16 protein-coding genes are annotated in these 24722 nt (G+C 46.2%); 13 read left to right on the forward strand and 3 right to left on the reverse strand.

All coding sequences use genetic code 11. The features are described from left to right. Positions 1-190: 190 nt before the first annotated feature. The 11 genes from STRDD12_RS06390 to asnA all read left to right on the forward strand — a co-directional run bounded on the left by STRDD12_RS06390 (position 191) and on the right by asnA (position 18118). The gene (locus STRDD12_RS06390; protein ID WP_066916356.1) at positions 191-4378 is read left to right on the forward strand and encodes a glycoside hydrolase family 70 protein; all 4188 of its coding nucleotides are present in this window, start codon (positions 191-193) and stop codon (positions 4376-4378) included. A gap of 39 nt (positions 4379-4417) precedes the next feature. Then, the gene (locus STRDD12_RS06395; RefSeq protein ID WP_066916358.1) at positions 4418-8812 is read left to right on the forward strand and encodes a glycoside hydrolase family 70 protein; all 4395 of its coding nucleotides are present in this window, start codon (positions 4418-4420) and stop codon (positions 8810-8812) included. A 177-nt stretch (positions 8813-8989) separates the two neighbouring features. Continuing rightward, on the forward strand, positions 8990-10414 hold the full coding sequence (locus STRDD12_RS06400) for an APC family permease (RefSeq protein WP_197456666.1): 1425 nt from the start codon (positions 8990-8992) through the stop codon (positions 10412-10414). A gap of 270 nt (positions 10415-10684) precedes the next feature. After that, the gene (locus STRDD12_RS08460; protein WP_066916363.1) at positions 10685-11143 is read left to right on the forward strand and encodes a hypothetical protein; all 459 of its coding nucleotides are present in this window, start codon (positions 10685-10687) and stop codon (positions 11141-11143) included. Then, a complete protein-coding gene (locus STRDD12_RS06410) occupies positions 11088-11735 on the forward strand; it encodes a hypothetical protein (protein WP_156471471.1) in 648 nt (215 codons plus the stop codon). The genes STRDD12_RS08460 and STRDD12_RS06410 overlap by 56 nt, the downstream gene beginning before the upstream one ends. A gap of 12 nt (positions 11736-11747) precedes the next feature. Continuing rightward, entirely contained in the window at positions 11748-12659 is a 912-nt protein-coding gene (locus tag STRDD12_RS06415) for a hypothetical protein (RefSeq protein WP_066916367.1), read from the forward strand. A 252-nt stretch (positions 12660-12911) separates the two neighbouring features. Continuing rightward, on the forward strand, positions 12912-13748 hold the full coding sequence (locus tag STRDD12_RS06420; protein ID WP_156471472.1) for a hypothetical protein: 837 nt from the start codon (positions 12912-12914) through the stop codon (positions 13746-13748). Between the two features lie 417 nt (positions 13749-14165). After that, on the forward strand, positions 14166-14651 hold the full coding sequence (locus tag STRDD12_RS06425; protein ID WP_066916371.1) for a hypothetical protein: 486 nt from the start codon (positions 14166-14168) through the stop codon (positions 14649-14651). Positions 14652-15294: 643 nt separating this feature from the next. Beyond that, entirely contained in the window at positions 15295-16044 is a 750-nt protein-coding gene (locus tag STRDD12_RS06430) for a DeoR/GlpR family DNA-binding transcription regulator (RefSeq protein ID WP_066916373.1), read from the forward strand. A gap of 106 nt (positions 16045-16150) precedes the next feature. After that, on the forward strand, positions 16151-16957 hold the full coding sequence (locus STRDD12_RS06435; RefSeq protein ID WP_066916375.1) for a Cof-type HAD-IIB family hydrolase: 807 nt from the start codon (positions 16151-16153) through the stop codon (positions 16955-16957). Between the two features lie 168 nt (positions 16958-17125). Further along, complete coding sequence (gene asnA, locus STRDD12_RS06440) at positions 17126-18118, forward strand: aspartate--ammonia ligase (protein ID WP_066916377.1); 993 nt, start codon at positions 17126-17128, stop codon at positions 18116-18118. Here the strand turns inward: asnA and STRDD12_RS06445 are convergent. Next, entirely contained in the window at positions 18013-18981 is a 969-nt protein-coding gene (locus STRDD12_RS06445; protein ID WP_066916379.1) for a hypothetical protein, read from the reverse strand. The two genes, asnA and STRDD12_RS06445, sit on opposite strands and share 106 nt — an antisense overlap. A gap of 217 nt (positions 18982-19198) precedes the next feature. Between STRDD12_RS06445 and STRDD12_RS06450 the strand changes: the two genes are divergently transcribed. Next, positions 19199-19945, forward strand: a complete 747-nt coding sequence (locus STRDD12_RS06450) for a LytR/AlgR family response regulator transcription factor (RefSeq protein WP_066916381.1) — start codon at positions 19199-19201, stop codon at positions 19943-19945. 6 nt (positions 19946-19951) lie between these two features. After that, positions 19952-21319, forward strand: coding sequence for a sensor histidine kinase (locus STRDD12_RS06455; protein ID WP_066916383.1), 1368 nt, complete (start codon positions 19952-19954; stop codon positions 21317-21319). An 86-nt stretch (positions 21320-21405) separates the two neighbouring features. On the opposite strand, the gene STRDD12_RS06460 is transcribed toward STRDD12_RS06455, so the two are convergent. Together STRDD12_RS06460 and STRDD12_RS06465 are read right to left on the reverse strand one after the other, a co-directional pair. After that, entirely contained in the window at positions 21406-23745 is a 2340-nt protein-coding gene (locus STRDD12_RS06460; protein ID WP_066916385.1) for a cation-translocating P-type ATPase, read from the reverse strand. A gap of 43 nt (positions 23746-23788) precedes the next feature. Next, the gene (locus STRDD12_RS06465; protein WP_066916387.1) at positions 23789-24664 is read right to left on the reverse strand and encodes an RluA family pseudouridine synthase; all 876 of its coding nucleotides are present in this window, start codon (positions 24662-24664) and stop codon (positions 23789-23791) included. Between the last annotated feature and the right edge of the window lie 58 nt (positions 24665-24722).

Here is a 24722-nt window from a genome sequence, read left to right on the forward strand (position 1 = left end):
TAAAAGGCTTATCTTTGGACCTCGAACTAGAAATATATCAAAAACAGACAGTTCATGAAGTTATGTTACATCAATTTTTCAACTATTTTACAATGGAATAATTTTACATGACATAAGCTTAAACTGACTTAAAACTTTCTTAAAATACGATATACTTTGGGTGTAATATTAACTTTTAAGGAGTTTTTTTATGGAAAAGAAGGTTCATTACAAGCTGCATAAGGTTAAGAAATCTTGGGTAGCTGTGGCGGTCTCTACCTTGTCTATTGCAGCCTTGACAGGGGTGAGTGGCGAAACCGTTGTCTTAGCTGACCAAGTGGATGCGCAAGCACAAGTGGATGTGTCGGTGGACAATCAGGGCTCAGACACTGTGGCATTGGATATTGCCAGTGATACAGCTGGTCAGAGCACGAGTGACCAAGCGGTGGCTACTGGAGCAGATGTCCAAGACGATAAGACGCAGTCGCAAGTGACTAGCTCGGACCAGTCTGATAGCCAAACAGATGGGGCAGGTTCTGTTGACGCTACGACGGTAGTGCTAGCAACGGACAGTCTAAAAGATGCGGCCGTGTCAGCTGATCAGCTAGGAACTTCTTTAGTCGGTCGCACACGCGCAGTCAGTGAGGACACAACAACCAGCGCAGCGACAGGACACACTCAGGAAATTGGTGGAAAAACCTATCTGGTCGATGAGCAGGGAAATGTCCTTAAAAATTATGTTGTTGAAAAAGCTGGTGGAAGCCAATATTTTAATAGTAGCACTGGGGAATTAACCAATCAAAAGGCTTATTGGTTTGGTCAAGACAGCGGGTCAACGGTTGACCCTAATAATCCAGCGGCTAAAGGCGATAAAAATGCCCTCTATGGGACCAGTGAGCAGGATGTCGAAACGGTGGACGGCTACTTCACAGCTGAAAGTTGGTACCGCCCTAAGGAAATCCTAAAAGATGGGACGACCTGGACAGCTTCGACAGCCGACGACAAACGGCCACTTTTGACTGTTTGGTGGCCAAGTAAGGACATCCAAGCCAAATACCTCAACTACATGGCGCGTCAAGGGTTTGGCACGGATCAGAATTTCACAGCTAGCAGTGATCAAGCTACGATGAATCAAGCGGCTCAGGATATCCAAAAGGCTATCGAAGTGCGCATTGGTAAGGATGGGACGACGTGGTTGCGGGCAACGATTTCAGACTTTGTCAAGACCCAACCAGGCTGGAACATTGCTTCTGAAAACTACGACACCAACGACCACTTACAAGGTGGGGCCTTGCTTTTTAACAATGACAGCCGGACGTCTCAGGCGAATTCGGATTACCGACTCTTGAACCGCACACCGACCAGTCAAAAAACAGGAGAACGCAACCCGAAATATACGGCAGACTTGACAACAGGTGGCTTTGAATTTCTCTTGGCCAATGATATTGACAACTCAAATCCTGTCGTTCAAGCTGAGCAACTCAACTGGCTCCACTATATCATGAATATCGGCAGTCTGACCGGTGGGGATGCCTCAGAAGATTTTGACGGTCTGCGGGTTGATGCGGTGGATAATGTCGATGCAGACCTCTTGCAGATTGCTTCAGATTATATGAAGGCACGCTACAAGATTGATCAAAGTGAGGCGGATTCTATCAAGCACCTCTCCATTCAAGAAGCTTGGTCTCACAACGACCCTTACTACACGACCGACATGAAGGATGCCCAACTGCCAATGGATGACTTGGCACGTCTGTCTACTGTCTTTTCATTGTTGCGTCCGATAAATGGGACCAATGGCGCTCGCTCTGGTTTGGAGCCTTTGATTGACAACTCCTTGAACCCTCGCTCTGCTAGCAAGAAAAATGGGGAGCGCAGAGCCAATTATACCTTTGTCCGGGCCCACGACTCGGAAGTGCAGACGGTTATCGGAGAGATTATCAAGCGTGAAATCAATACCAGCTCAACAGGGAACACCTTCACGCTGGATGAAATGAAAAAAGCTTTTGACATCTACAATGCCGATATGCGTAGCGCTAATAAACGCTACACCCAGTACAATATCCCATCCGCCTATGCCCTCATGTTGACCAATAAAGATGTGGTGCCACGGGTTTACTATGGGGATATGTATACGGATGACGGGCAATACATGGCACAAGAATCGCCTTACCACAAAGCGATTGAAACCCTTCTGAAAGCCCGCATCAAGTACGTAGCAGGTGGGCAAGACATGCAGATGAACTACGGCATTACCTCTAGTCGCCCATCTGAACTTAGTGGCTGGTCGCCTGCGGACATCTTGACCTCTGTTCGTTATGGAAAAGGCGCTGATAATGCCAGCGATGCAGGTACAGCAGAAACCCGTACCCAAGGGATGGCAGTTATTCTAGCCAGCAACCCGACTATGAAGCTGACAGGCACTTTAAAAATCAATATGGGGGCAGCGCATAAAAACCAAGCCTACCGTCCTTTGATTAAGACCACAAGCCAAGGATTGGACACCTACCTTAACGATAGCGACACCAACCTAGTCAAATACACCGATGACAACGGCTACCTGGTCTTTACCGCTGGGGAAATCGAAGGCACCCGTAACCCGCAAGTAGATGGCTATTTAGCGGTCTGGGTTCCGGTTGGTGCTAGTGACACCCAAGATGCGCGTACGCAAGCCAGCAACCAAAAAAATAGCAATGGTTTGGTCTATACGTCATCAGCTGCCTTGGATTCTCAAGTCATCTACGAAGGCTTCTCTAACTTCCAAGATTTCGTGCAGGACGACTCCCAATACACCAATAAGCTCATTGCGCAAAATGCGGGTCTCTTTGCGTCATGGGGTATTACTAGTTTTGAATTTCCGCCACAGTATGTCTCTAGTACAGACGGCACCTTCTTAGACTCTGTCATTCAAAATGGCTACGCCTTTAGCGACCGTTACGACATTGCCATGAGCCAAAACAACAAGTATGGGTCGCTGGCTGACCTCAAGGCGGCTCTTAAAGCGGTACACGAACACGGCATGTCAGCGATTGCTGACTGGGTGCCAGACCAAATCTATAACCTACCTGGTGATGAGGTCGTGACGGCTACTCGGGTCGATAATTATGGGAAAACCAAGGCTGGCGCTACTATTAACCATAGCTTGTATGCAGCCAAGACACGGACCAAAGGGGATGATTACCAAGGCAAATACGGTGGGAAATACCTCGATGAGCTCAAAGCCCTCTACCCACAAATCTTTGAGCGCGTGCAAGTATCAACCGGTAAAACGATTGATGGGTCCCAAAAGATTACCACTTGGTCAGCCAAGTATATGAATGGAAGCAATATCCTAGGACGTGGGGCGGATTATGTCTTAAAAAACAGCGCAGGGAACTACCTAAGTACACGTGATGGTAGCCTCAACCTACCTTTGGTATTAGCCAGCGGTTCAGATAACAACCAGAACCAAACGGATGGCAAGGGCCGTTTTGTGCGCCGCTTGGGTAGTGCGTATTACTACTACACAGATGGCAGTATGGCACGCAACACCTTCATCCAGGACAGCAAGGGAAATGTCTACTATTTCAACAACCGTGGTCGAATGGTCACCGGCCAACAAACCATCAAAGGCAACTCCTATTTCTTCTTGGCTAATGGCGTGCAATTGCGCAATGGGTATCGCCAAGATAGCAAAGGGCAAGTCACTTACTATGATGCCAATGGGGTGCTCTCAAAAGACCTACCTAGCCCACAACCGCAACCAGACCTTAAGGGCCGTTTCCAAGAAATTGGGGACAATATTTGGGTTTACCTGGACGCATCTGGTAAGCGCGTGACAGGTCGTCAAACCATCAACGGTCAAAACCTCTACTTTGACCAAGATGGCATTCAAGCCAAGGGGCGTGCGGTTACAGTTGACGGCGTTCTTCGCTATTACGATGTCAACTCTGGTGAGATGATTATCAACCGTTTTGAGCAAGTGGGTGACAATGTCTGGGCTTACTTTGGCAATGACGGAGCAGCACTTAAAGGCTTGCAACACATCAATGGTCAAACCCTTTACTTTGACCAAAATGGGCACCAAGTCAAAGGTGCCACAGCGGTAGTAGATGGTCAAACACGCTACTTTGATGCCAATTCTGGTGAGATGATAACCAACCGCTTTGAGCAAATCGGAGACAACGTCTGGGCTTACTTTGACAAGGATGGCAATGCCGTCAAAGGCCGTCAAACCATCAATGGTCAAGACCTCTACTTTGACCAAGACGGCAAACAGGTCAAGGGTCGTGCCGTAACCGTCGATGGCAGCTTGCGCTATTATGACGCAGACTCAGGCGAGATGGTTAAAAACCGTTGGGTAGAAATCTCTCAAGGGGTTTGGCGTTACTTTGATGCTCAGGGACGTAGTTGGACCTAAACCGACAAAAACGAGGAATATTGAGGAGATCTTTTAGCAATGCAAGAAAAAGTTCATTACAAATTACATAAGGTCAAAAAGACCTGGGTTGCCCTAGCGGTGTCGAGCCTGTCGATTGCTGCCTTGGGGGCGGCAGGGGAAACGACTGTTTCCGCAGACCAGGTCAACACCTGGACGGGAAATGGGTTTAACATCAGTGTGTCAACAGATGATAATACCACCACACGGGTAGTGGTCAATGGGGTGGAAGTTGCTCCGACAACGACCAACCAAGCGACCAACAACACAACACCGACAAATACGACTGCTACTGACACAACGGCCAACCAAGGGCAAGCAACAGCCACTCCAGCTGATACGGCGACTGCCGATAATACAGCGACCAACGCCGTCAGCGACAAGCAAGCCAGCCCTGCCATCACAGAGGCCAATTCTCAGGCAACACCTACAGCGACTGATGCGAGTCCGTCAGCGCCAGCTGATAGCCAGTCACGGATTGAAAATGACCGTCAAGCGACTTCAGCGTCAACAGACCATATCAAAACAGAAGATGGCAAGTCTTACTACGTGACGGATTACGGCAATCGTCGGAAAAACTACCTCCTAGAAGACGGCGACAAGACCTATTACTTCGGTCGTGATGGCGCCCAAGTAGACCAGACGGTTAGTCCTGTTTTGGATGAAAATGCTCCCGTAACGACTTATAGCCAAGGTAATCGCTTGGTGAACACGGATGAAAAGAGCATTGAAGCAGTTGATACCTTTCTGACCGCAGATTCTTGGTATCGCCCTAAAGCCATCCTCACCAATGGGACAACTTGGACAGACTCTAGTGAGAATGACCTTCGTCCTCTCTTGATGGTCTGGTGGCCAGACACTAGCACCCAAGTAGCCTATCTGGATTTTATGAAAAAATCTGGTTTAGGGGCAACGACTGCTTACTCAGCTTCATCAGATAGTGCCACCCTAAACAAGGCGGCCCAAGAAGTCCAAGCCAAAATCGAACAACGCATCAGCAGTGAAGGCAGTACCCAATGGTTGCGGACGGCCATGTCTGACTTTGTCAAAACGCAAAACCAGTGGAATATAAATTCCGAAAACAAGGGCAATGACCATCTGCAGGGCGGTCAATTGGTCTTTGAAAATGCGCAAGGAAAAACTGCTGGGCGGACGGATTATGCCAATTCCAACTATCGCCTGCTCAATCGGACACCAACCAACCAAACTGGGACACCAAAATATTTCGATGACCGTTCTCTGGGAGGGAACGAGTTCCTCTTGGCAAATGACATCGATAACTCAAACCCAGCCGTCCAAGCAGAACAGCTCAACTGGCTTCATTACATTATGAACATTGGTTCCATCATGGCCAATGATGCTAGCGCTAACTTTGACGGTGTGCGTGTCGATGCCTTAGACAATGTCGATGCCGACCTCTTGCAAATTGCTTCAGACTATTTCAAACAGGTTTATGGCGTCGATGAGAGCCAAGCCAAAGCCATTGCCCATCTATCTATCTTTGAAGGTTGGTCTTACAATGACCCGCTTTACAATAAAGACCACAAGGGAGCGCAACTAGCTATTGACAATCACTTGCGTGAAGCCTTGATCAATCGCTTCCTCTGGTCGCCAGGTTCACGGAGTTTGGACATGAAGGTTCTCATGACCAACAGTTTGAGCCCCCGCAATGCCGAGGCCAAAAATTCCGAACGGACGGCCAACTACCTCTTTGTCCGTGCCCATGATTCTGAGGTGCAGTCAGTTATTCAGACCATTGTTCAACAAAATATCAATCCTTCTGTGACTGGCTACCACATGACTCTGGATGAAATCAAGCAAGCCTTCAAGATTTACAATGAAGACATGAAAAAGACCGACAAGCGGTACACCCAGTACAATATCCCGGCGGCCTACGCTTTCATGTTGACCAACAAAGATACGATTACCCGTGTCTACTATGGCGATGTCTTCACTGATGACGGGCATTATATGGCTGAGAAGTCGCCATACTACGATGCCTTGGATGCCTTGATGAAAGCTCGGGTTAAATACGTGGCAGGTGGTCAAGACATGACTGTGCAAACCGTCGGGTCTGGGGATTTGCTGACGTCTGTCCGTTATGGTAAAGGGGCTGATAGCGTGTCTGACCAAGGTACAGCAGAAACACGTACCCAAGGGATGGCTCTTTTGATGAGTAATAATACCAAGCTCAACCTCGGTGGCAACACCCATACCGTTGCCATGGGAGCCGCCCACAAAAATCAAGCCTATCGCCCACTCTTATTGAGTCGTGCAGATGGCTTGACGGTATACAATGCAGACAAAGATGTCCCATCTAACCTGATTAAGTACACAGATGGCAATGGGAATCTGACTTTCACAGCCAGCGATGTTTTTGGTGTGTCTAATCCTCAGGTTTCTGGTTATCTGGCTGTCTGGGTGCCTGTCGGTGCCAGCGATGACCAAGATGCAAGAACCAAGGCGACGGATGTCAAAAATAGTAGCGGTCTCGTCTATGAGTCCAATGCTGCTTTGGATTCTCAGTTGATTTTCGAAGGTTTTTCTAACTTCCAAGCCTTTGCCGAAAACGAAAGCCAATACATGAACAAGATCATTCCACAAAAGATTGACTTGCTCAAGTCTTGGGGCGTGACATCCTTTGAAATGCCGCCACAATACGTCTCTAGCCAAGACGGCACATTCTTGGACTCGATCATTGACAACGGCTACGCCTTTAGTGACCGCTACGATATCGCCATGAGCAAGAACAACAAGTACGGTTCGCTGGATGATTTGCTAAATGCCATTCGTGCCCTGCATGCTGGCGGTATGTCCGTTATGGCGGACTGGGTTCCTGATCAGATTTATAGCCTGCCAGGCAAAGAAGTTGTGACCGCTTCACGTGCAGATGGCTATGGGAACCCACGCTCAGGTGCGAATATTTACCATTCTGCCTATGTCGCTAACACCAAAACTGATGGCAGTGACTACCAAGGCCAATACGGTGGCAAATACTTAGATGAATTAAAAGCTAAATACCCAGCCATTTTCTCACGGGTGCAGATTTCCAATGGCAAGACCCTTCCAACAGATGAGAAAATCACCAAATGGCAGGCCAAATACTTTAACGGAACCAATATCTTGGGCCGTGGCGCAGGTTATGTCTTACAGGACCAGAGCACAGGAGCTTACTTTAACACCAGTGCTGATAAACTCTTGTTGCCACAAGCCTTGCGTAAGAGCGACGGTTCTGGTTTCGCAACACAAGACAATAAGGTCGTCTATCGCTTTAGCGATGGCAAACAGGCCAAAAATCAGTTTGTCACTGTAGATGGCAATAGTTACTACTTTGACAAAGATGGTTACATGGCTACAGGCAAGCAAACCATCAATGGCAAGCAGTATTATTTCTTGGCCAATGGGGTGCAAGTCCGTCAGACCTTCCGTCAAGAAAAAGATGGTAGTCTGTATTACTATGCCTTAGATGGGGCTATGGTGGTCAACCAGTTCTTTGACTTTGATAGCACACGGACCTTAGTGCGTGCCTTTACCACAACCGGTAAGATGGTAACAGGTTTGCTCAACTGGGGTGGCGGTACCTATTACTTTGACAAGGAAAATGGTTTCCAAGCTAAGGACAAGATTGTCCGCTTTGCTGACGGTAGCCTGCGTTACTTCCTGCCAGACTCTGGAAATCTCGGTCGCAACATCTTTGCCCAAGACCAGGGCACAGGCATCTGGTATTACTTTGGCAATGATGGCCGAGCTGTGACAGGCGCCCAAACCATCAAGGGACAAAAACTTTACTTTGACAAAACCGGAGCACAAATCAAAGGGCAACTGGTCTTTGATAATGGCAAGGCAACCCCACGGTATTATGATGCCAATTCAGGCAGTCTGTTGACCAATAGCTGGTTTAGCCCTGGCGACAATGTCTGGTACTACTTTGGAGCTGATGGCAATGCTTTGACAGGCCTCCAAACGATTAGAGGCCAACGGGTGCTCTTTGCTAGCACCGGTGTCCAAATCAAGGGAGCCATGGCAACGGTCAATGGTAAAACTTACCAAACAGATGCCCATTCCGGTAGCCTATTGACCAATACCTTTGTCAGTGACCAAGCCGGCAACTGGTACTACCTAGGTGGTGACGGGGCAGCTGTCACTGGTCAACGTACCATTAACGGCCAAAGTCTCTATTTCTACAGTGACGGTCGACAAGCCAAAGGCACCCTAGTGGAAAGTGGTTCCTCTTGGGCCAAACAAATCCGTTATTATGACCCAAATTCTGGTGAACTTTTCCGCAAAGGCTTTAAAACTATTGACGGCAAACGTTACTATTTCGCTAGCAATGGTCTAGCTTATGTCAATACGACACGCACCATTGACGGACGCCGTTACCGTTTTGATGCCAACGGTCAGGCAACAGCCCTATAAACTGTCTTAAACGCTTGAGACCTGGTCTCAGGTGTTTTTGTATTTTTTTGCTAAAAGAAGCTCTCTACTAGCAGGTGTCAGCGAGGCCTTGCTTGTGACCTGACGGGCTGGGACCTACCGGGAATGATTTACAGAAGCCCCTAACTGTGGTAAAATAGTAAAGTTGCCATAGTGCAAATGACAGAGAATAGAGGAAATGTTTTGTCCATTTTTAGACGCAAAAACACGAGCACAGAACGTACCGAGATGCATCGTCACCTCAAGTTGTGGGATTTGATTTTTCTTGGCTTGGGTTCCATGGTAGGAACGGGTATTTTCACGGTGACAGGAACAGGGGCCGCCTTGTATGCTGGTCCAGGTCTCATCATCTCCATTATCATTGCTGCCATCGCAGTGGGAATTTCGGCACTTTTTTACGCCGAGTTTGCCTCTCGCATCCCAGCTAATGGCGGAGCCTATAGCTACACCTATGCGACCTTAGGAGAGTTTCCTGCCTGGTTGGTTTCTTGGTTTTTGATTTTAGAGTTTTTGATGGCTATCTCAAGTGTGGCCTCGGGTTGGGGCTCCTATTTAAAAGGGCTCTTGTCTAGCTTTGGCCTGACCTTGCCACCCGCGCTCAATGGTACTTTCGACCCGAGTCAGGGGCATTTCATTGACCTCTTGCCAATTTTAGTAATGGTCTTTGTGACAGCGCTGGTGCTGACGGATGCCAAAGCTGTTTTACGCTTTAACACGAGTTTGGTTGTGTTGAAGTTTTCTGCCTTGGCCTTATTTATCTTAGTGGGACTCTTTTTCATTCAACCTAGCCACTGGAGCAATTTCACGCCCTTTGGAATGGGGACGGTCTTTGGCGGTCGAACAGGGATTCTGGGCGGGGCAGCCATTATGTTCTTTGCCTTTTTAGGCTTTGAATCCATTTCCATGACTGTGGATGAGGTCGAAAAACCACAAAAAGTCATTCCTCAGGGGATTATCATCTCTTTGACTATCGTTACCATTCTTTATACGGTGGTCACGCTGGTGCTGACAGGAATTGTTTCTTACACCAAGTTAAATGTTGATGATGCGGTGGCTTTCGCCCTTCGCCAGATTGGTATGGGTTGGGCAGCAAACTATGTCTCAGTGGTCGCTATCTTGACCTTGATTACCGTCTGCATTTCCATGACCTATGCCTTGGCAAGGACCATTTACAGTGTTAGCCGGGACGGTTTGTTACCACAAACTTTTAGCCAAGTCACTAAGCGACGCCGTATTCCTAAAAATGCCACCCTGCTGGTTGGCTTGACGGCTATGATTTGTGGGGGTGTTTTTCCTCTGGCAAGCATGGCTGAGTTTGTCAATATCGTGACCCTAGCCTATTTGGTCATCCTAGCTGTTGGTCTGATAGTTCTACGTAAGAGGGAGGGGCAACCCAAAGAAGGGCAGTTTAAAACACCTTGGGTACCCTTTTTACCAATCCTTTCGATTGTGATTTGCCTCTCCTTGATGAGTCAACTCCAGCCAGTCACCTGGCTAGCATTCGGTATTGCTGTCCTAGTGGGCTGTTTGATTTATGCCTTCTACGGCTACAGTCATTCGGCAGTTGCAGATAAAAAAGAATAGGCTAGGTTCTTGCTATTGGCGACTAACCCATAAACAAACTTCATATACCTCAAAGAAGCGCAAGCTTCTTTTTTTTGGCAAAAAATAAGGTAGATTTTCAAAATATTTACGAATAAAAAAGATGATGTGCTAGAGACGGTAAACACACACATGGTAAGTCTGCTGGCTTTAAAGGGGTTGAAGACTATGGCTTTGGTGACTTCTCGTTCGGCGGATGCTCAAGCTGAAGCAGGCAAAAAAGCACAAAAGAAGAAATAGGAGGACTCTCATATGGTAATGGTGACGGTTGATTCTAAGGCAAGTTTAAATACAATTGGGACTAATGCCAAAACTGCGGCGACCTACTATCGGGATGCGACAACAGAAGCTGATCGTTCCTTTAAGATGAGAACAGAAGGTTCAGAAGGTTCAGCGCTTTCGGCCTTTGTGGAGAAAATCAACGCTTTATCAACCTATGTCTTTGCGGTTTACCCTGACCTACTTGACAGACTGGGAGAAGAACTTGTAGGCTATTCTGGGAAGCTAGAAGGTGAGGGGTTTGATGAGGTGACTTATACTAGTGATGCAGGTATTTCCAATATCCAAGATTGGCTAAAGCGTCAACGGTATGATAGTATCGAAAGAAAAGAAAAAACGAGAAGCGCTAGACAATCTTGCAAAGGATGCCCTAGTATTGGCAACCAATACAGTGGTCCCGGGTTTCTCAAGTGTTGTTTCGCTGGCAAGTAGTATTTTTGAGTCCGGTAAACTAGGCTCAGTCGTATCATCTGGAAATGATTTGGCTGCTACGGTCATCGGAGAACAATACAGTAAGGTATTGAGTGGCGGTGCCAAGGCTACGAGCAGATTGGCCAGTTATTTTGAAACATTAGGAGATATTGATGATGAAAAGATGGGGCTTTCCAATCAAGCAAAGGGAGACCTGTTTGGTGTTGGTGGCAGTAGCGTCACCGTCGATGATACGACCACTAGTTCTCAAAGTAATATCGCTTTTGACTTGTCTGCTAGCCTACAATCCTATGACTTCCAAGAAAATGGGGTCAGGGGTTATATCTTGAGGCAGTATGATGGAAAAGCTTTGGAGAGATTTGATGACGGAATAAAACAATCTGATATATCTCAAGACATGCGGGATATCTTAACAGGAAATAGTGATAAACCCAACACTGAGGTCGGACCGGATGTCATCAAGGATAGTCTTGAGAGTATGGATGCAAATATAAGTAGGTATGAAATGGGAGACAATCACTGGACGACCAAGTATTATGACAATAATTTCCTCTGGTTTGACGAACTGACTGGAAATATCGAAAAGAAATGATAGGAGGTCAAGATGATGAGAACTAGAATTTGGAAAACGTGTCTTCTATTTACTTTTCTTATAGTATGTACATGGGTGATATGGATAGTTTACCTAGGGTATTTTAAGCCAACCTATAGCGTGAAGGTGGCCCCGAAAATTCAGTCCATCGTAGCCTTTGGTGACCAAAAACAGTATGTTTCTGTGCTTCTTGAAGAAAACAGCGCTGGTAAATTAAACATCAGTATGTCCCAGAATTATTTGGTTACGGTTGGCTACAAAAATCGAACAGACAAAAGGTCAAATAAGTATGTAATGGATGAGGGAGAGTCCGTTATGGTGACTACCTATGCCTTAAATACAAGTGATTTTACCAAAAGAAGTTTTGATTTGGCTGATGTGTGGCGTAAGAGCAGGTATACCTACCAGATAATAGATGTTTATGCCATAACCTATCAAGGTGAGGACTATCTCTCTATCAGATATTATAAAGCTGAGTATTCTCCTGGTGTGGTTTGGTATAATCTGAAGACAAGGACTTTTGTAAAATATGGTGGAAAAGATTTTCAAAGTATCTTTAAATTTCTGGATGGGTCATATAGGACTGGCTTAGACGAAAAGATGTCTGCGATGAATATGGATATAGGACAGTACTCATTAAATGATTTCTTCGAAAAGGCGAAAGATTTAAAAAACCTGAATATTTCAAGGGAGTATCCTCAGATTGCCCAAAATCTATCCAATGGTGGCGCCATCTATGTCCGTCCACTGTTCAGTGACAAAGCTACCTGGTTCAACACCATCATCCATTGGTTTGCGCCAAAAGGGCAAGAAGTTATGGAACTCTATGCGCCAAATGGCGACACTGGTGATAAGACACCAATCAGAAGTTATGCGGATTATGAAGCGTGGGCAAAGGCACATCCAGAATTTGGGACTGAATAAAAGGATGGATAGTGTTGAGGTCTTCTTCACAAGATTTTCGTAGCTATATTGATTAGGGTCGCTCTAAGTGGGATGAATCAAGTCGCTGATGAGTGGACCACAAAGCTCTGAGCAAATTAGGTATCACGACATTATGACAATAATTACCGTGACTTTGATAGTTTGACTGGTAATGCAAAGACAAGTCATGTGGAGGGGAGCGCAGAATGAAAGGCAAAAAGTAAAAAAATTCTCGGAAGTGTTTCTGTACTTTTGATACTGAGTGCGATTGCCTATACTGTCTATTCCCAGTTATTCGCGTATCGTTTTGAGGAAGAACATGCGGCTAATATTACATCTATGGAACTGTTTGGCGACCAAAAGCAGTATCTCTCGGTAGTTGTAGAAGAAGGGACAACTGATGGTTGGAGAAGCGGTATCACGGTTTCGCAGAATTACTTAGTATCGGTGGATTCTAAGAAGCGAACGGATCGCTTGTCCAATCCCTACCAAATGGATGAGGGAGAGTTCGTTATGGTGACTACCTATGCCTTAAATACAAGTGATTTTACCAAAAAAACTTTTGATTTGGCCGATGTGTGGCGTAAGAGCAGGTATACCTACCAGATAATAGATGTTTATGCCATAACCTATCAAGGCGAGGACTATCTCTCTGTTAGATATAATGAAGATGAGCGTTCCTCTAATGTGCTTTGGTATAGTTTGGAAAAAGGAACCTTTATAAAATATGGTGGAAAAGATTTTCAAAGTATCTTTAAATTTCTGGATGGGTCATATAGGACTGGCTTAGACGAAAAGATGTCTGCGATGAATATGGATATAAGACAGTACTCATTAAATGATTTCTTCGAAAAGGCGAAAGATTTAAAAAAACTGAATATTTCAAGGGAGTATCCTCAGATTGCCAAAAATCTATCCAATGGTGGCGCTATCTATGTCCGTCCACTGTTCAGTGACAAGGCTACCTGGTTCAACACGCTTATCCATTGGTTTGCGCCAAAAGGGCAAGAATTCATGGAACTCTACGCACCAAATGGCGACACTGGTGAGAAGACACCAATCAGAAGCTATGCGGACTATGAAGCATAGGCAAAGGCACATCCAGAATTTGGGAATGAATAAAAGGACGGATAGTGTTGAGGTCTTCTTCACAAGATTTTCGTAGCTATATTGATTGAGCCGGATGTCATCAAGGAGCCTCAAATGGGCCGGATGCCTCGGTAAAAGACACCTCTAAAGTACCGCTCGATGATTGTCTGTTGTTGGTAAATCAAGGTGCGAGTAAAATAAGCGAGACGGTCCAAACATACAGCGATTTTCTAACCTCTTTGGCCCTATGCTTTAAAAAAACAAGACGATATGCTTTCTGAAAAATTTGCTTTTACACCAACAATAAAGCCCGCGAAGCGAAAGAAGATAGCTAAGTCCGACGCAAGGCAGAGCGATGTCTGCTTTAAGTGAGTATGAAAACGGGTTCGCCCGTTTTTTTATCAATAGGAGTATTTTATGGATTATGAACAATTAGAACGTGAGCGCAAGCGCCTTATCATCCCATCGGTTGGGCTGATGCTTTTAGTATGTGTGGCGATTGGCCTGCTTTTTGTCCTTTACAGCCGACAGGTTTCTTATGGCCATGTTCGCAGTTACATCATGTTAGCCTTTATGGCGCCTTTTCCGCTGTATTTACTGATGATTCTCCCCTATCTCAAAAAATTTGACTGGGTACGGAAAAACGGTGACGTCCACTGGCGTCAGTCCTTGACGAAAAAGGTCTCTTTGACAGGTTTTGATATTCTGTTGGGGTTGGCTACCGTTGCCCTTTACGCCGGAGTGATAATCTTTGCCTTTAGCAGCAACAATGTCCCTAATACCGTGCCAAGCACAGAGAGAACCAGCATCCAAAAGCTCCCGAGTGAGTTCTACGAACCGTCAGTCTCTAACGCCTTGACAGAGTCGACGCAATCAGGGACACAAAACCAGGGAGGTCAGTAACTGAGTGATGGCAGTTTTGAGGAGGGGCTCAACCTCAAAAATGATAACCCTAAGAAGGCTTAATCAAAAGTCTTCTTAGGGTTTTTTAAAATAGTTAAATTATGGAGGTCCGTCCATAAAGTTTAAAATAATCGATGTCTGACTTACTTTGTTTTGTCCACTTGGGGTAAGTTATTTTCGTTATTATTGATAGGGAAGTAGCCAGCCGAAAAAGCTTATGGGATATGCTAGCTTATGGTAGCATATTCAACTATTTTGGTTGTTTTTTGGTGTTCCTAACAGTTTGGATAGTCATAATCTTACGGGGAAAATGTTATTATCAACTTTTTTTGCATAGCAATGACAATTACAGATGTCATTTTTTGCTTTTCTATGGTTGCTAATCGAAAAGTAGCAAGGCCCAGATACGACTTCTTGCATAAAATGGTGAAAATGCTTTAGCTGAATCAGAGGCTAAGGCTTGTTCTTGTTCATTTTTTTGTTTGAAGAAGGCGACAAATGTCATAAAATTGCATGTTTTTCATTTTTTTGCTTGAAAAAGCAACCACATCGTTCTATGATGAAAGTGAGGGACAAGGATAGACAAATTAGGGGACAAAGCAATCACCAGTTGTGTTTGATTGCAAGAAAGAGGAGGTTTGTCATGAAAGAAAATAGACATGTGGCAATCCTGAACGAAGTTGACAGTAAGGGCGTCGTTACGGTAAAGGAATTGGTCACCTTATTGGGCGTGACGGATATGACCATTCGCCGTGACTTGATTGCACTCGAAAAGCAAGGTTTGCTTGTTCGGGTTCACGGTGGTGCTCACCGCAAGACACCAGATAGCCTTTTAGACGCGACGCGCAAAGAAAGAGACATTAACCATATTGATGAAAAACGGGCCATTGCCCAAACCTGTGCCAACTTGATTGCTGACGGCGACACCGTCTTTATCGGCTCAGGCACGACAGCAGCCTTGATTGGGGATTATATTGGCGAGAAGAAGATTAGTCTGGTCACCAATTCGCTCTTACTTTTTGAGCGTGTAAAGCAAATGGCTCAGATTGATGTTTTCCTGATTGGAGGACGCTATCGCCTAAAAACAGATACCTTTGTTGGCAAGTTTGCCCACCGAGCTTTAGAAGGTGTTCAGATTGCGAAGGCCTTCCTTGGCACAGATGGTATCTCAGGTCAAGACATCACAACAAATAACGAAGAAGAAGGAGCCGTCAATGCCGAAGTCCTGCTTCAGGCAAAGGAACGCTATATCTTAGCAGATGCCAGTAAGTTCACCCAAAAGGGCTTCTTTAACTACTCCCACATGGACCAAGTCACAGGCATCATCACTGACCCAGGCTTGTCCAAGGACCTGCAGGCCCGCTACCATGAGGTTTTGTTACTGTCTTCTTAAGGACTACCTGCCTGCCAAGGAGCGACTTGGCAGGTTTTTTGTTGCCAGTAGCTTGGCAGCCCGCTTTCCGAGTGGTAAAATGGGGAAGTAACAAAGGAGTCTTGTCATGATAAAATTAGTCGCGATAGATATGGATGGAACCTTGCTAGACGATAAGAAAGGTTTATCAGCCAATAATGCCCAAGCCATTGCCCAAGTGGCCAAAGAAGGTGTCAAGGTCGTTATCTGTACAGGTCGGCAGCTGTCAGGGGTCAAACCTTATTATCAACAGCTCGGTCTGACTGGTGCCAAGGAGTATGCCGTCTTGAATAACGGCTGTGGGATTTATCAGACCAATGATTGGCAATTGCTGGAGGCTCAGACCTTGCCTCATGCGGAGCTGGAAGGTTTGCTGGCATTATCGGAACCATTTCCAGGTGTTTATCTGACCTTGGTTGGTGAGCATTATGATGTGGTTGCTAAAGAAGTGCCCGCTATCGTCCAAGCCGATGCCGATTTGGTTTTTGACCAAGCCAGGGCAGTCAGTCTGTCTGACATAGCTGGAGAACAGATTTTTAAGGCCATGTATATGGCAGAGCCAACTGTCATGGACGCCTTTCAGACGCAAGTAGAAGAGAAACTCGCATCAGACTATTCAGTCGTACGCTCGCAACCTTATTTGTTTGAGGTGCTTCCTAAGGGGGTCAGCAAGGCCTCAGGGCTAAAGAGCCTCTGTCAAAACTTAGGCATAGACCTAGCAGATGTGATGGCCATCGGGGATGCCGCTAATGATTTAGAAATGCTAGCAGAGGTTGGCTATCCAGTCGCTATGGGGAATGCTAGCCCAGAGGTCAAAGCCATTGCCCGTTATGAAACGAAAAGCAACCAAGCCGATGGGGTGGCTTATGCTTTGCAGCATTGGCTTGGAGAATAAATCATACCAACTGCTTGATTTTTCAGGCTGTTAGAATAATATGTGTGAGAAAAAGTAACATTTAACAGTAAAATTAAGCTTTTTTTAAGAATACAAGGTATAATAGGAGCAATAACTGAAAAAAGTATAAAAATTAAGAATACTTTTTCAGAAAAGAAAGGAAAGCGTATGAAAAAAAGCTTTATTCATCAGCAGGAGGAGATCTCCTTTGTCAAGAACACTTTCACGCAATACCTTAAAGATAAACTTGGGGTTGTTGAGGTGCAAGGACCTATTTTGAGCCGTGTCGGCGATGGGATGCAGGACAATTTGAATGGGATCGAAAATCCGGTGTCTGTACGCGTGAAGCTGATTCCAGATGCTCAGTATGAAGTGGTGCATTCTCTGGCAAAATGGAAACGTCATACGCTGGCACGTTTTGGGTTTAACGAAGGGGAAGGTCTCTTTGTCCACATGAAAGCCCTCCGGCCAGATGAGGAAGAACTTGATCCAACGCACTCGATTTATGTTGACCAATGGGACTGGGAAAAGGTTATTCCAGACGGGCGACGCGATATCGCCTACCTCAAAGAAACGGTTGAACAGGTCTACAAAGCGATCCGTTTGACGGAGTTGGCTGTTGAAGCGCGTTACGATATTGAGGCCGTTTTGCCCAAACAAATCACCTTCATCCATTCAGAAGAATTGGTGGAGCGCTACCCTGATTTGACACCTAAAGAGCGTGAAAATGCCATTACCAAAGAATACGGTGCTGTCTTTTTGATTGGTATCGGAGGGGTTCTGCCAGATGGTCAACGCCACGATGGCCGTGCGCCTGACTATGATGACTGGACAAGCGAATCCGAAAATGGTTACAAAGGGCTTAACGGGGATATCCTGGTCTGGAACGATGTTTTGGGGTCTGCCTTTGAATTGTCTTCAATGGGTATTCGGGTCGACGAAGAGGCTCTGAAACGCCAATTGGCTATTACAGGAGACGAAGACCGTCTCAACTATGAGTGGCACAAAGCCCTCTTGCATGGTCTCTTCCCACTTACGATTGGTGGAGGAATTGGTCAATCTCGGATGGCCATGTTCTTGTTGCGGAAAAAACACATCGGAGAAGTGCAATCCAGTGTTTGGCCGACAGCCGTTCGTGAAGAATTTGATAATATTTTGTAAGAAAAAAGAGGCCTAGCCTCTTTTTTGATGACTTTTCGGTGATAGGCATACAGGCTTAGGCTAGACAGGCTAGCAACCAGTATGGCGTAGGGGATGAGGGTTGCATTCAGCGTTAATAGAAAAGCCGGTCGCAGGGGGGAATGGTTGATGAGGAGGATGAGTCCTTGTGTCAAAACGACTGCCCCAAGCGCCGTCTCGAGTGCCAGCCAGAGGTAGACGACTAACAGATGGTTCTTCTCCAAGGTTTTTACTGGGGGAAGGAGGAAGCGTCGCATGAAAAAGTGCGCACCCATAAATAACAAGGCTAAAAGAACAAAGACGACAGCGCCCAGTCCTTGTGTGGCAAAGAGGATGGCCATGAGGCTATCTTGTTTTTTGAGTAAAAAGTGTTGCTTTGATTTGTTTGCTTTTAGCTGGCTTTTAGCGTGGTTGAGCGATGCTTGGTCCCGAAAACGTAACAGGTAGAGGGGCAGGGACTGTCCGGCAGGAAGCCAGTCTGGCTGAGCCTTTCCAAAGAGCAGTTGGGACCAATCAGTCTTCTGGTAGCTGACAAGGCCAGGGAGGTCCTGCAGGTTTTTAGTCGTCACTGTCTCTTGTCTGCTTGATTTGTCTTGGGTGTTTGTGGTCTTTAGGTGCCAATTCTTGGGAAGCTGGGTAAGAACCAGACTCGTTTTGGGGAGGTGCTGGTCTGTTCGCTGTATGACATCCTTTTCCCAGCTATTGGTCAGTGAGCGACTGAGTAATAGAAAGGTCAGCAAAATGACGGTTAAAAGCCAGAGACTAGTTGTCTTTAGAGGGTTAGACCAGAGGTTACGGTGACTTGTTTTGAGGGAAGTTAGCCAATCCTTTCGGTGAGAGAACATGTAAGCTCCTTTGGTGTTAGTCTTGCTCTTTCATTGTAAAGGAAAAGGTCAGCCTTTGCAAACAGAATGCTGGTGAAAAAGGCGGTCAAATCAGAAAGAAAAAGTCAAAATATGACGTTTTTACAACAAAACGTGAGAAAAGGCCTCGAATGGGGTTATTTCTAGGTAGTTTTATGATACAATGACGGAGGTTTATAATAGAAAGGAGTGCTAGGATATGCAAATTCATATTTTAGAAGATGATGGGCGTCAGAGCGCCTTTATGCTGGATGTCGTTCGAACGGCTTTAATCAATAATAAGTTAAATGATGCGACCGTCCATACTTATCGGGAACCTAGGGAACTTCTTTCTCAGCTGAATCGCTTAGAGGATATCGATCTCTTTTTCCTTGATATCGAGCTTGGTGGTCAAAATGAGCGTGGTTTTGAGGTTGCCAAAGAAATTCGTCAACGGATGCCACATGCGCAAATTGTTTTTGTGACGGCTTATACCGAATTTTTGCCTTTGACCTTCCAATACATGGTTTCTGCCCTCAAGTTCATTGATAAGGGCTTGGACAATAGGACTTTCTACAAAGAAGTTGAGGCCTGTCTGCTCTATGTGGAGACCATGCGTGAACAAAATGCGGACTGGTTCTTGGTGTCTACCAAACGGACAGAAATCAAGGTGCCATTTAGTGAAGTGCTCTTCATCGAAACGTCAGACACCCCTCACCAGCTGGTCTTGCATATGCGTGAAAAGAGCATTGCCTTTTATGGTAACTTAAAAGACATTGCCTTGATTGATAAGCGCTTGTTCCACTGTTACAAATCAGCCGTGGTCAATATTCAGGCCATTTCACGGATTGATAAGTCTCAGCGTCTGGCTTATTTCACAGACAGTGACATGTCTTGTCCACTCGCTCGAAATAAGGTGACCAAGGTCGTACAACTCTTGAACCAATATCAAGAAGGAAGGCTTTAAGTTTTTATGTTGACGTCTTTTGGCTTTATCACGGTCATGTGTTTTGTCTTTGCGCTGGTATCACGGATTCGACCCACCTGGAAACAATGGGGCTTCATCCTACTAGTCAATGCCTTGATGGTAATTGCCTTGCCCCAGTATTATTTCTTCATTTTACCGCTTTACTTTCTCTTTTTAGGGATTTGGATCAATGGTAAAAATGAGCCCGTCTTATGGTACTGGTATTGGATTGTTTACCCCATTGGGATTGTGCAACTATTGGTGGATGCCTTTAAAAACTATCTGTTACCAGCCATGGGCTTTTATCACAAGGGCTTATTTTCGGATTCTGTTTCTGGATTTATTGTGCTGTTTGCCATCTTACTGGCCCATCTCTTGCTGAGTATTGCTGTAGGGGAGCGGCCAATGGGAGATGGCGGGTCCATGTCGGATGCGATTTCCCACCTCAAACCCCACCTGCGGGATCGGATTCTTTTGGGTATCGGTTTGGTCGGAACTATTTACTATGGTTACTCGGTTTCTTACCGTTTACTGGGAGTTCCTTTAACCATTATCACGATGAACTGGGTGCATGCGCCCTTGGCTTGGTTGTATTCTCAACGGATTCTAGCCACTATTGCCGTGATTTTGTTGCTTTTGATGATTTTGTCGGTCAATTACTTTTTCCAAAAGCAGTTACGCATCAATAACCAGTTGGTTTATCAGAACAATATTGATAGCATGAGTCACTATGCCCAGCAGGTTGAGGGACTTTATGAGGAACTGCGTGGTTTCCGGCATGACTATGTCAATATCTTGCGCTCTCTGCAACTGTCTATTGACAAGGGTGACATTCAGGAAATCCGAGATGTTTACGGGTCTATCGTTGAACAAACCAAAACCATCACCTATGACCCACGCTTTGAGGTTGGTCGCCTATCAGCGATTGATATTCCAGCGGTTAAGAGTGTCCTCTTTACCAAGTTGATTGAAGCGGAGTCTGCTGGTGTGGATGCCCATATTGAGGCGACAGGCCGATTGACAGACATTAATTTGCCTTTGATTGACTATATCGTGCTATTGACCAATCTGTGTGATAATGCCATTGATGCGGCCAGGCAGTCTGCCCATCCGAAATTGGATATGGCCATGATTGCAGAAGACCATCGGGTGATTTTCATTATTGAAAATTCGACGGCTGAACAAAGGGTTTCTGTCACTAAAATCTATAGCAGTGGTGTGACCAGCAAGGCGGGCCACCAAGGCCTAGGTTTGTCAAACGTCGCTAACTTGGTGGATAAGTATTCTCAAGTGACCTTAGAAACACAAAGTTATCAGTACCGTTTTCGTCAAATGCTGACCGTGCATATGGATGAGTCAATCCAAAGAGACTAAGGGTTACAAATAATTGAAAAAGACGTCTGAGAAATTTCTCAGACGTCTTTTCTTCTGGTCATCATGCGATTAATCAACTAAGGGGTCTAGTCAAACTGGTACTTTTGTGCTTTGCTACATCCGATAAAGACGATGACAAAGATGACCATGAGAACCGTATAGAGTGGTAAGGTTGTTGCGTTTAGCGTGCTAACTCCGATAAGGTTTCTCAGGATGAAGGCTGAGCTATAAAAGCCGACCACAGAGAAGAGGATCAGACCAGCCCGCCATAGGTTGAGCGGTAAGCAAGCACGGATAACGGACAGAAAACTGATGGTACCCAGGAGGTAATAAGATAAGGTGGCCATGTCAATCGTTGACCAGCCTTGCAGATTGCCCCAAATGGTGACCAGAATAACACTGAGGACAATCATGATGGCACTTGGCAGGGCCAAAAGAAGTGACCGCTTGAGGAAGTGTTTCTCAACAGGCTTGATATTGCGCTCAAAGGTCAAAACAAATGGTGGGAAACCTTCGACAAATTGGTCAATCAGCGTGATTTGAATTGGGATGAATGGGAAAATCAAGAGCCAGTCTGCCTTGAAAAAGAGGGCAGAGGCCATACAAATAATGGCTAAAAGGAAGGAATAGATGGTCTTGATAAAGAAGATAGGGGCGATACGACCGATATTATTGATGACTCGGCGACCTTCAAAGAGGATTTCAGGCACGTCATTAAAATCAGAATTAAGGAGAACCAGATTGGCGATTTGGCGCGTGGCAGGATCACCTTCGGCCATAACAATAGAACAATCCGCTTCTCTAAGTGCGAGGATGTCGTTAACCCCATCTCCGGTCATGGCCGTCGTCCGTCCTTTAGCCTTAAGGGTCTGTACCAAGAGTTTCTTTTGATGTGGCGAAACCCGACCAAAAATGGCCGTCTTTTCGCAACTAGCGACCAGTTCCTCATCGGTGACCTTGCTACAGTCTAGGTAGGAAGTCGCTTGGTCAAAACCAGCTTGCTGGGCGATATGTGAAACGGTAACGGGGTTGTCTCCGGAAATGATTTTCAGATCAATATCTTGAGATCGTAAGTAGTTTAAGGTATCTGCGGCCCCTTCACGGATAGGGTCGGTGATTTCAAGGACAGCAATGGCACGAATGTCAGCGGGCAGTTGGCTGTGGTGAGGGTCTAGGCCCTGATGGCTCTGGGCTAAGACCAAAACCCGTGAACCGCGTGCCTGAGCCTGACTAACAGCAGGTGGGTTTTCTGACAAGAGCATCTCCGGTGCCCCTAAAAAGAGACTGCCGACGGGTGCCATTTCCATAGCCCCCCACTTGCGGTCACTTGAAAAAGGAATGATGTGGCCGACTTTGTAATCGTCCTTGGTTTCTTGGTAGGCCTTACGAATGGCTTTAGCCGTTGGATTGCTATCGTCACTATTGGCCATGTAAGTGGCAAGGAGGTGTTCCAGACGTTTTTGACCGAAATCATCTGTCAACGGGGTCATGGCTTCAACGGTCATTTTCCCTTGGGTGATGGTACCTGTCTTATCCAGACAGAGGGTGTCAACCCGTGCGAGGGTTTCGACAGAGTACATTTCCTGTACCAAGACCTTGCGCATCCCGAGTTTGATAACTGCTGTCAAAAGGGAGGTAACCGTTAAAAGGGCAATCCCCTTAGGAAGCATCCCCAAAAGAGGGGTTGCTGTCGTCACGACAGAATCTTTGAGGGGCAGTTGTTTCATGAGCAGGGCTTCCAAGAGTAAAATCAGTCCAAAGGGAATGATAATGCGTCCTGTCACCCGAGAAATGCTATTGAGGCTGTCAAGAATCTCTGATTGGATGGGCTTGAGGGTTTTGGCTTCCAACATCAGCTGGTTGGCGTAGTTGTTTTCACCAACACGAATAACTTGTGCGTAAACCCGTCCGCTAGAGAGAAAGCTCCCAGACAAGAGTTCGTCGCCACTTTCTTTGAGGACAAGGTCGCTTTCACCTGTCAGCATGGCTTCATTGGCTTCGCAGATACCCGTGAGGACCGTTGCGTCACTAGGGATTTGTTCACCAGCAGATAGGATAATGACGTCATCTAGGACAAGGTCTTGCGGGTCAATTTGGATTTCTTCCCCTTCACGGATGACGGTAATGTCTTCGCGACTCATGAGATTGAGTTTGTCAATCATGTGTTTGGCACGGAGCTCGGTTATGATACCAGAGACGGCATTGAAGCAGATTACCGCAAAGAAGACCAAGTTACTCCAGGCCTGGACAGCGGCCAAGGCCAGTGCGATGGCGAAGTTCAGGGCATTAAATAGCGTGAAAACATTTCGCTTGATAATCTGCCAGGTTGACGTGCTTGTGTCCGCACTAAAACGGTTGATGGCACCCTGGTCCAAACGATGATTCACTTGGGCTTGCGTCAAGCCTTGATAGATTTTTTTAGTCATAAGTTTATCATACCATTTTTATGAAGAAGTCCAAAAAAATATGCTAATTTTTAGGGAGAAAATGTTGTAACTGATTTTCAAAGGTCAAAGAGTCCGCTTGCACATCGATGACCTGCGCTGTTAGCGGATGCGTCAGACGCAGACGGTAGGCGTGGAGCATGAGACGAGGTGCCTGGTGTTGGCTGTAGAGAGGGTCCCCTATGATAGGAAATCCCTTGTGGCTCAAGTGGACGCGGATTTGGTGGGTCCGGCCACTGTCGAGTTGGCAACGCAGTAGGCTGACTTTTGCTTGGTTTTTTAAGCGACTGAATCGGGTGCGGGCCCAGTCCCCGTTTTTGGGGTCGACAACGCGTTTACGTCGGTCATGCCGATGGCGGCCAATAGGAGCTGTTACGGTCAAGCTTTTTGGAGGACAGCCCTCAACTAAGGCCCAATAATCGCGTTGAATGGCCTTGCTCTCTAGCAGTCGGCCTAAGATAGGGAGGATAAAGGGCGTTTTTGCAAAAAGCACCAGTCCGCTGGTTTCCTTGTCTAAGCGATGCACGACATGACAAACCTGTCCGACGTAGGCAGAGACATGGTTGAGCAGGGCAACCTCTCCAGGGGCATTGCCATGGGTTTTCATGCCTTCGGGTTTGTTGACGATAATGATATGGTCATCTTCATAAACGGCTTGAACCAAATCAGCTTGTCCGAAGGGCAGGTCTCGTTTAGGGTAATCTGCTGCGTCGAAAAATAGCTCAATCTGGTCACCAGGTCGGACCAGACTCTGCCAATGAAGGTGTTGCCCATTGACGAGGACGTGTTTTTTGGTCCGCAAAAAATGCCGTATCTTGCGAGGGATGAGGAGATGGTCTTCCAGTAAGGTCTTGAGGCTACCTGGGGGATAGGGGTTGGAAAATGTGATATGCATGGTCATAGGTCTATTATAGCATGAGAAGGCGCTAAGTTTTTTATTTGGCAATTAAGCTTGGATT

Source organism: Streptococcus sp. DD12 (assembly GCF_001578885.1).
Classification (GTDB): domain Bacteria; phylum Bacillota; class Bacilli; order Lactobacillales; family Streptococcaceae; genus Streptococcus.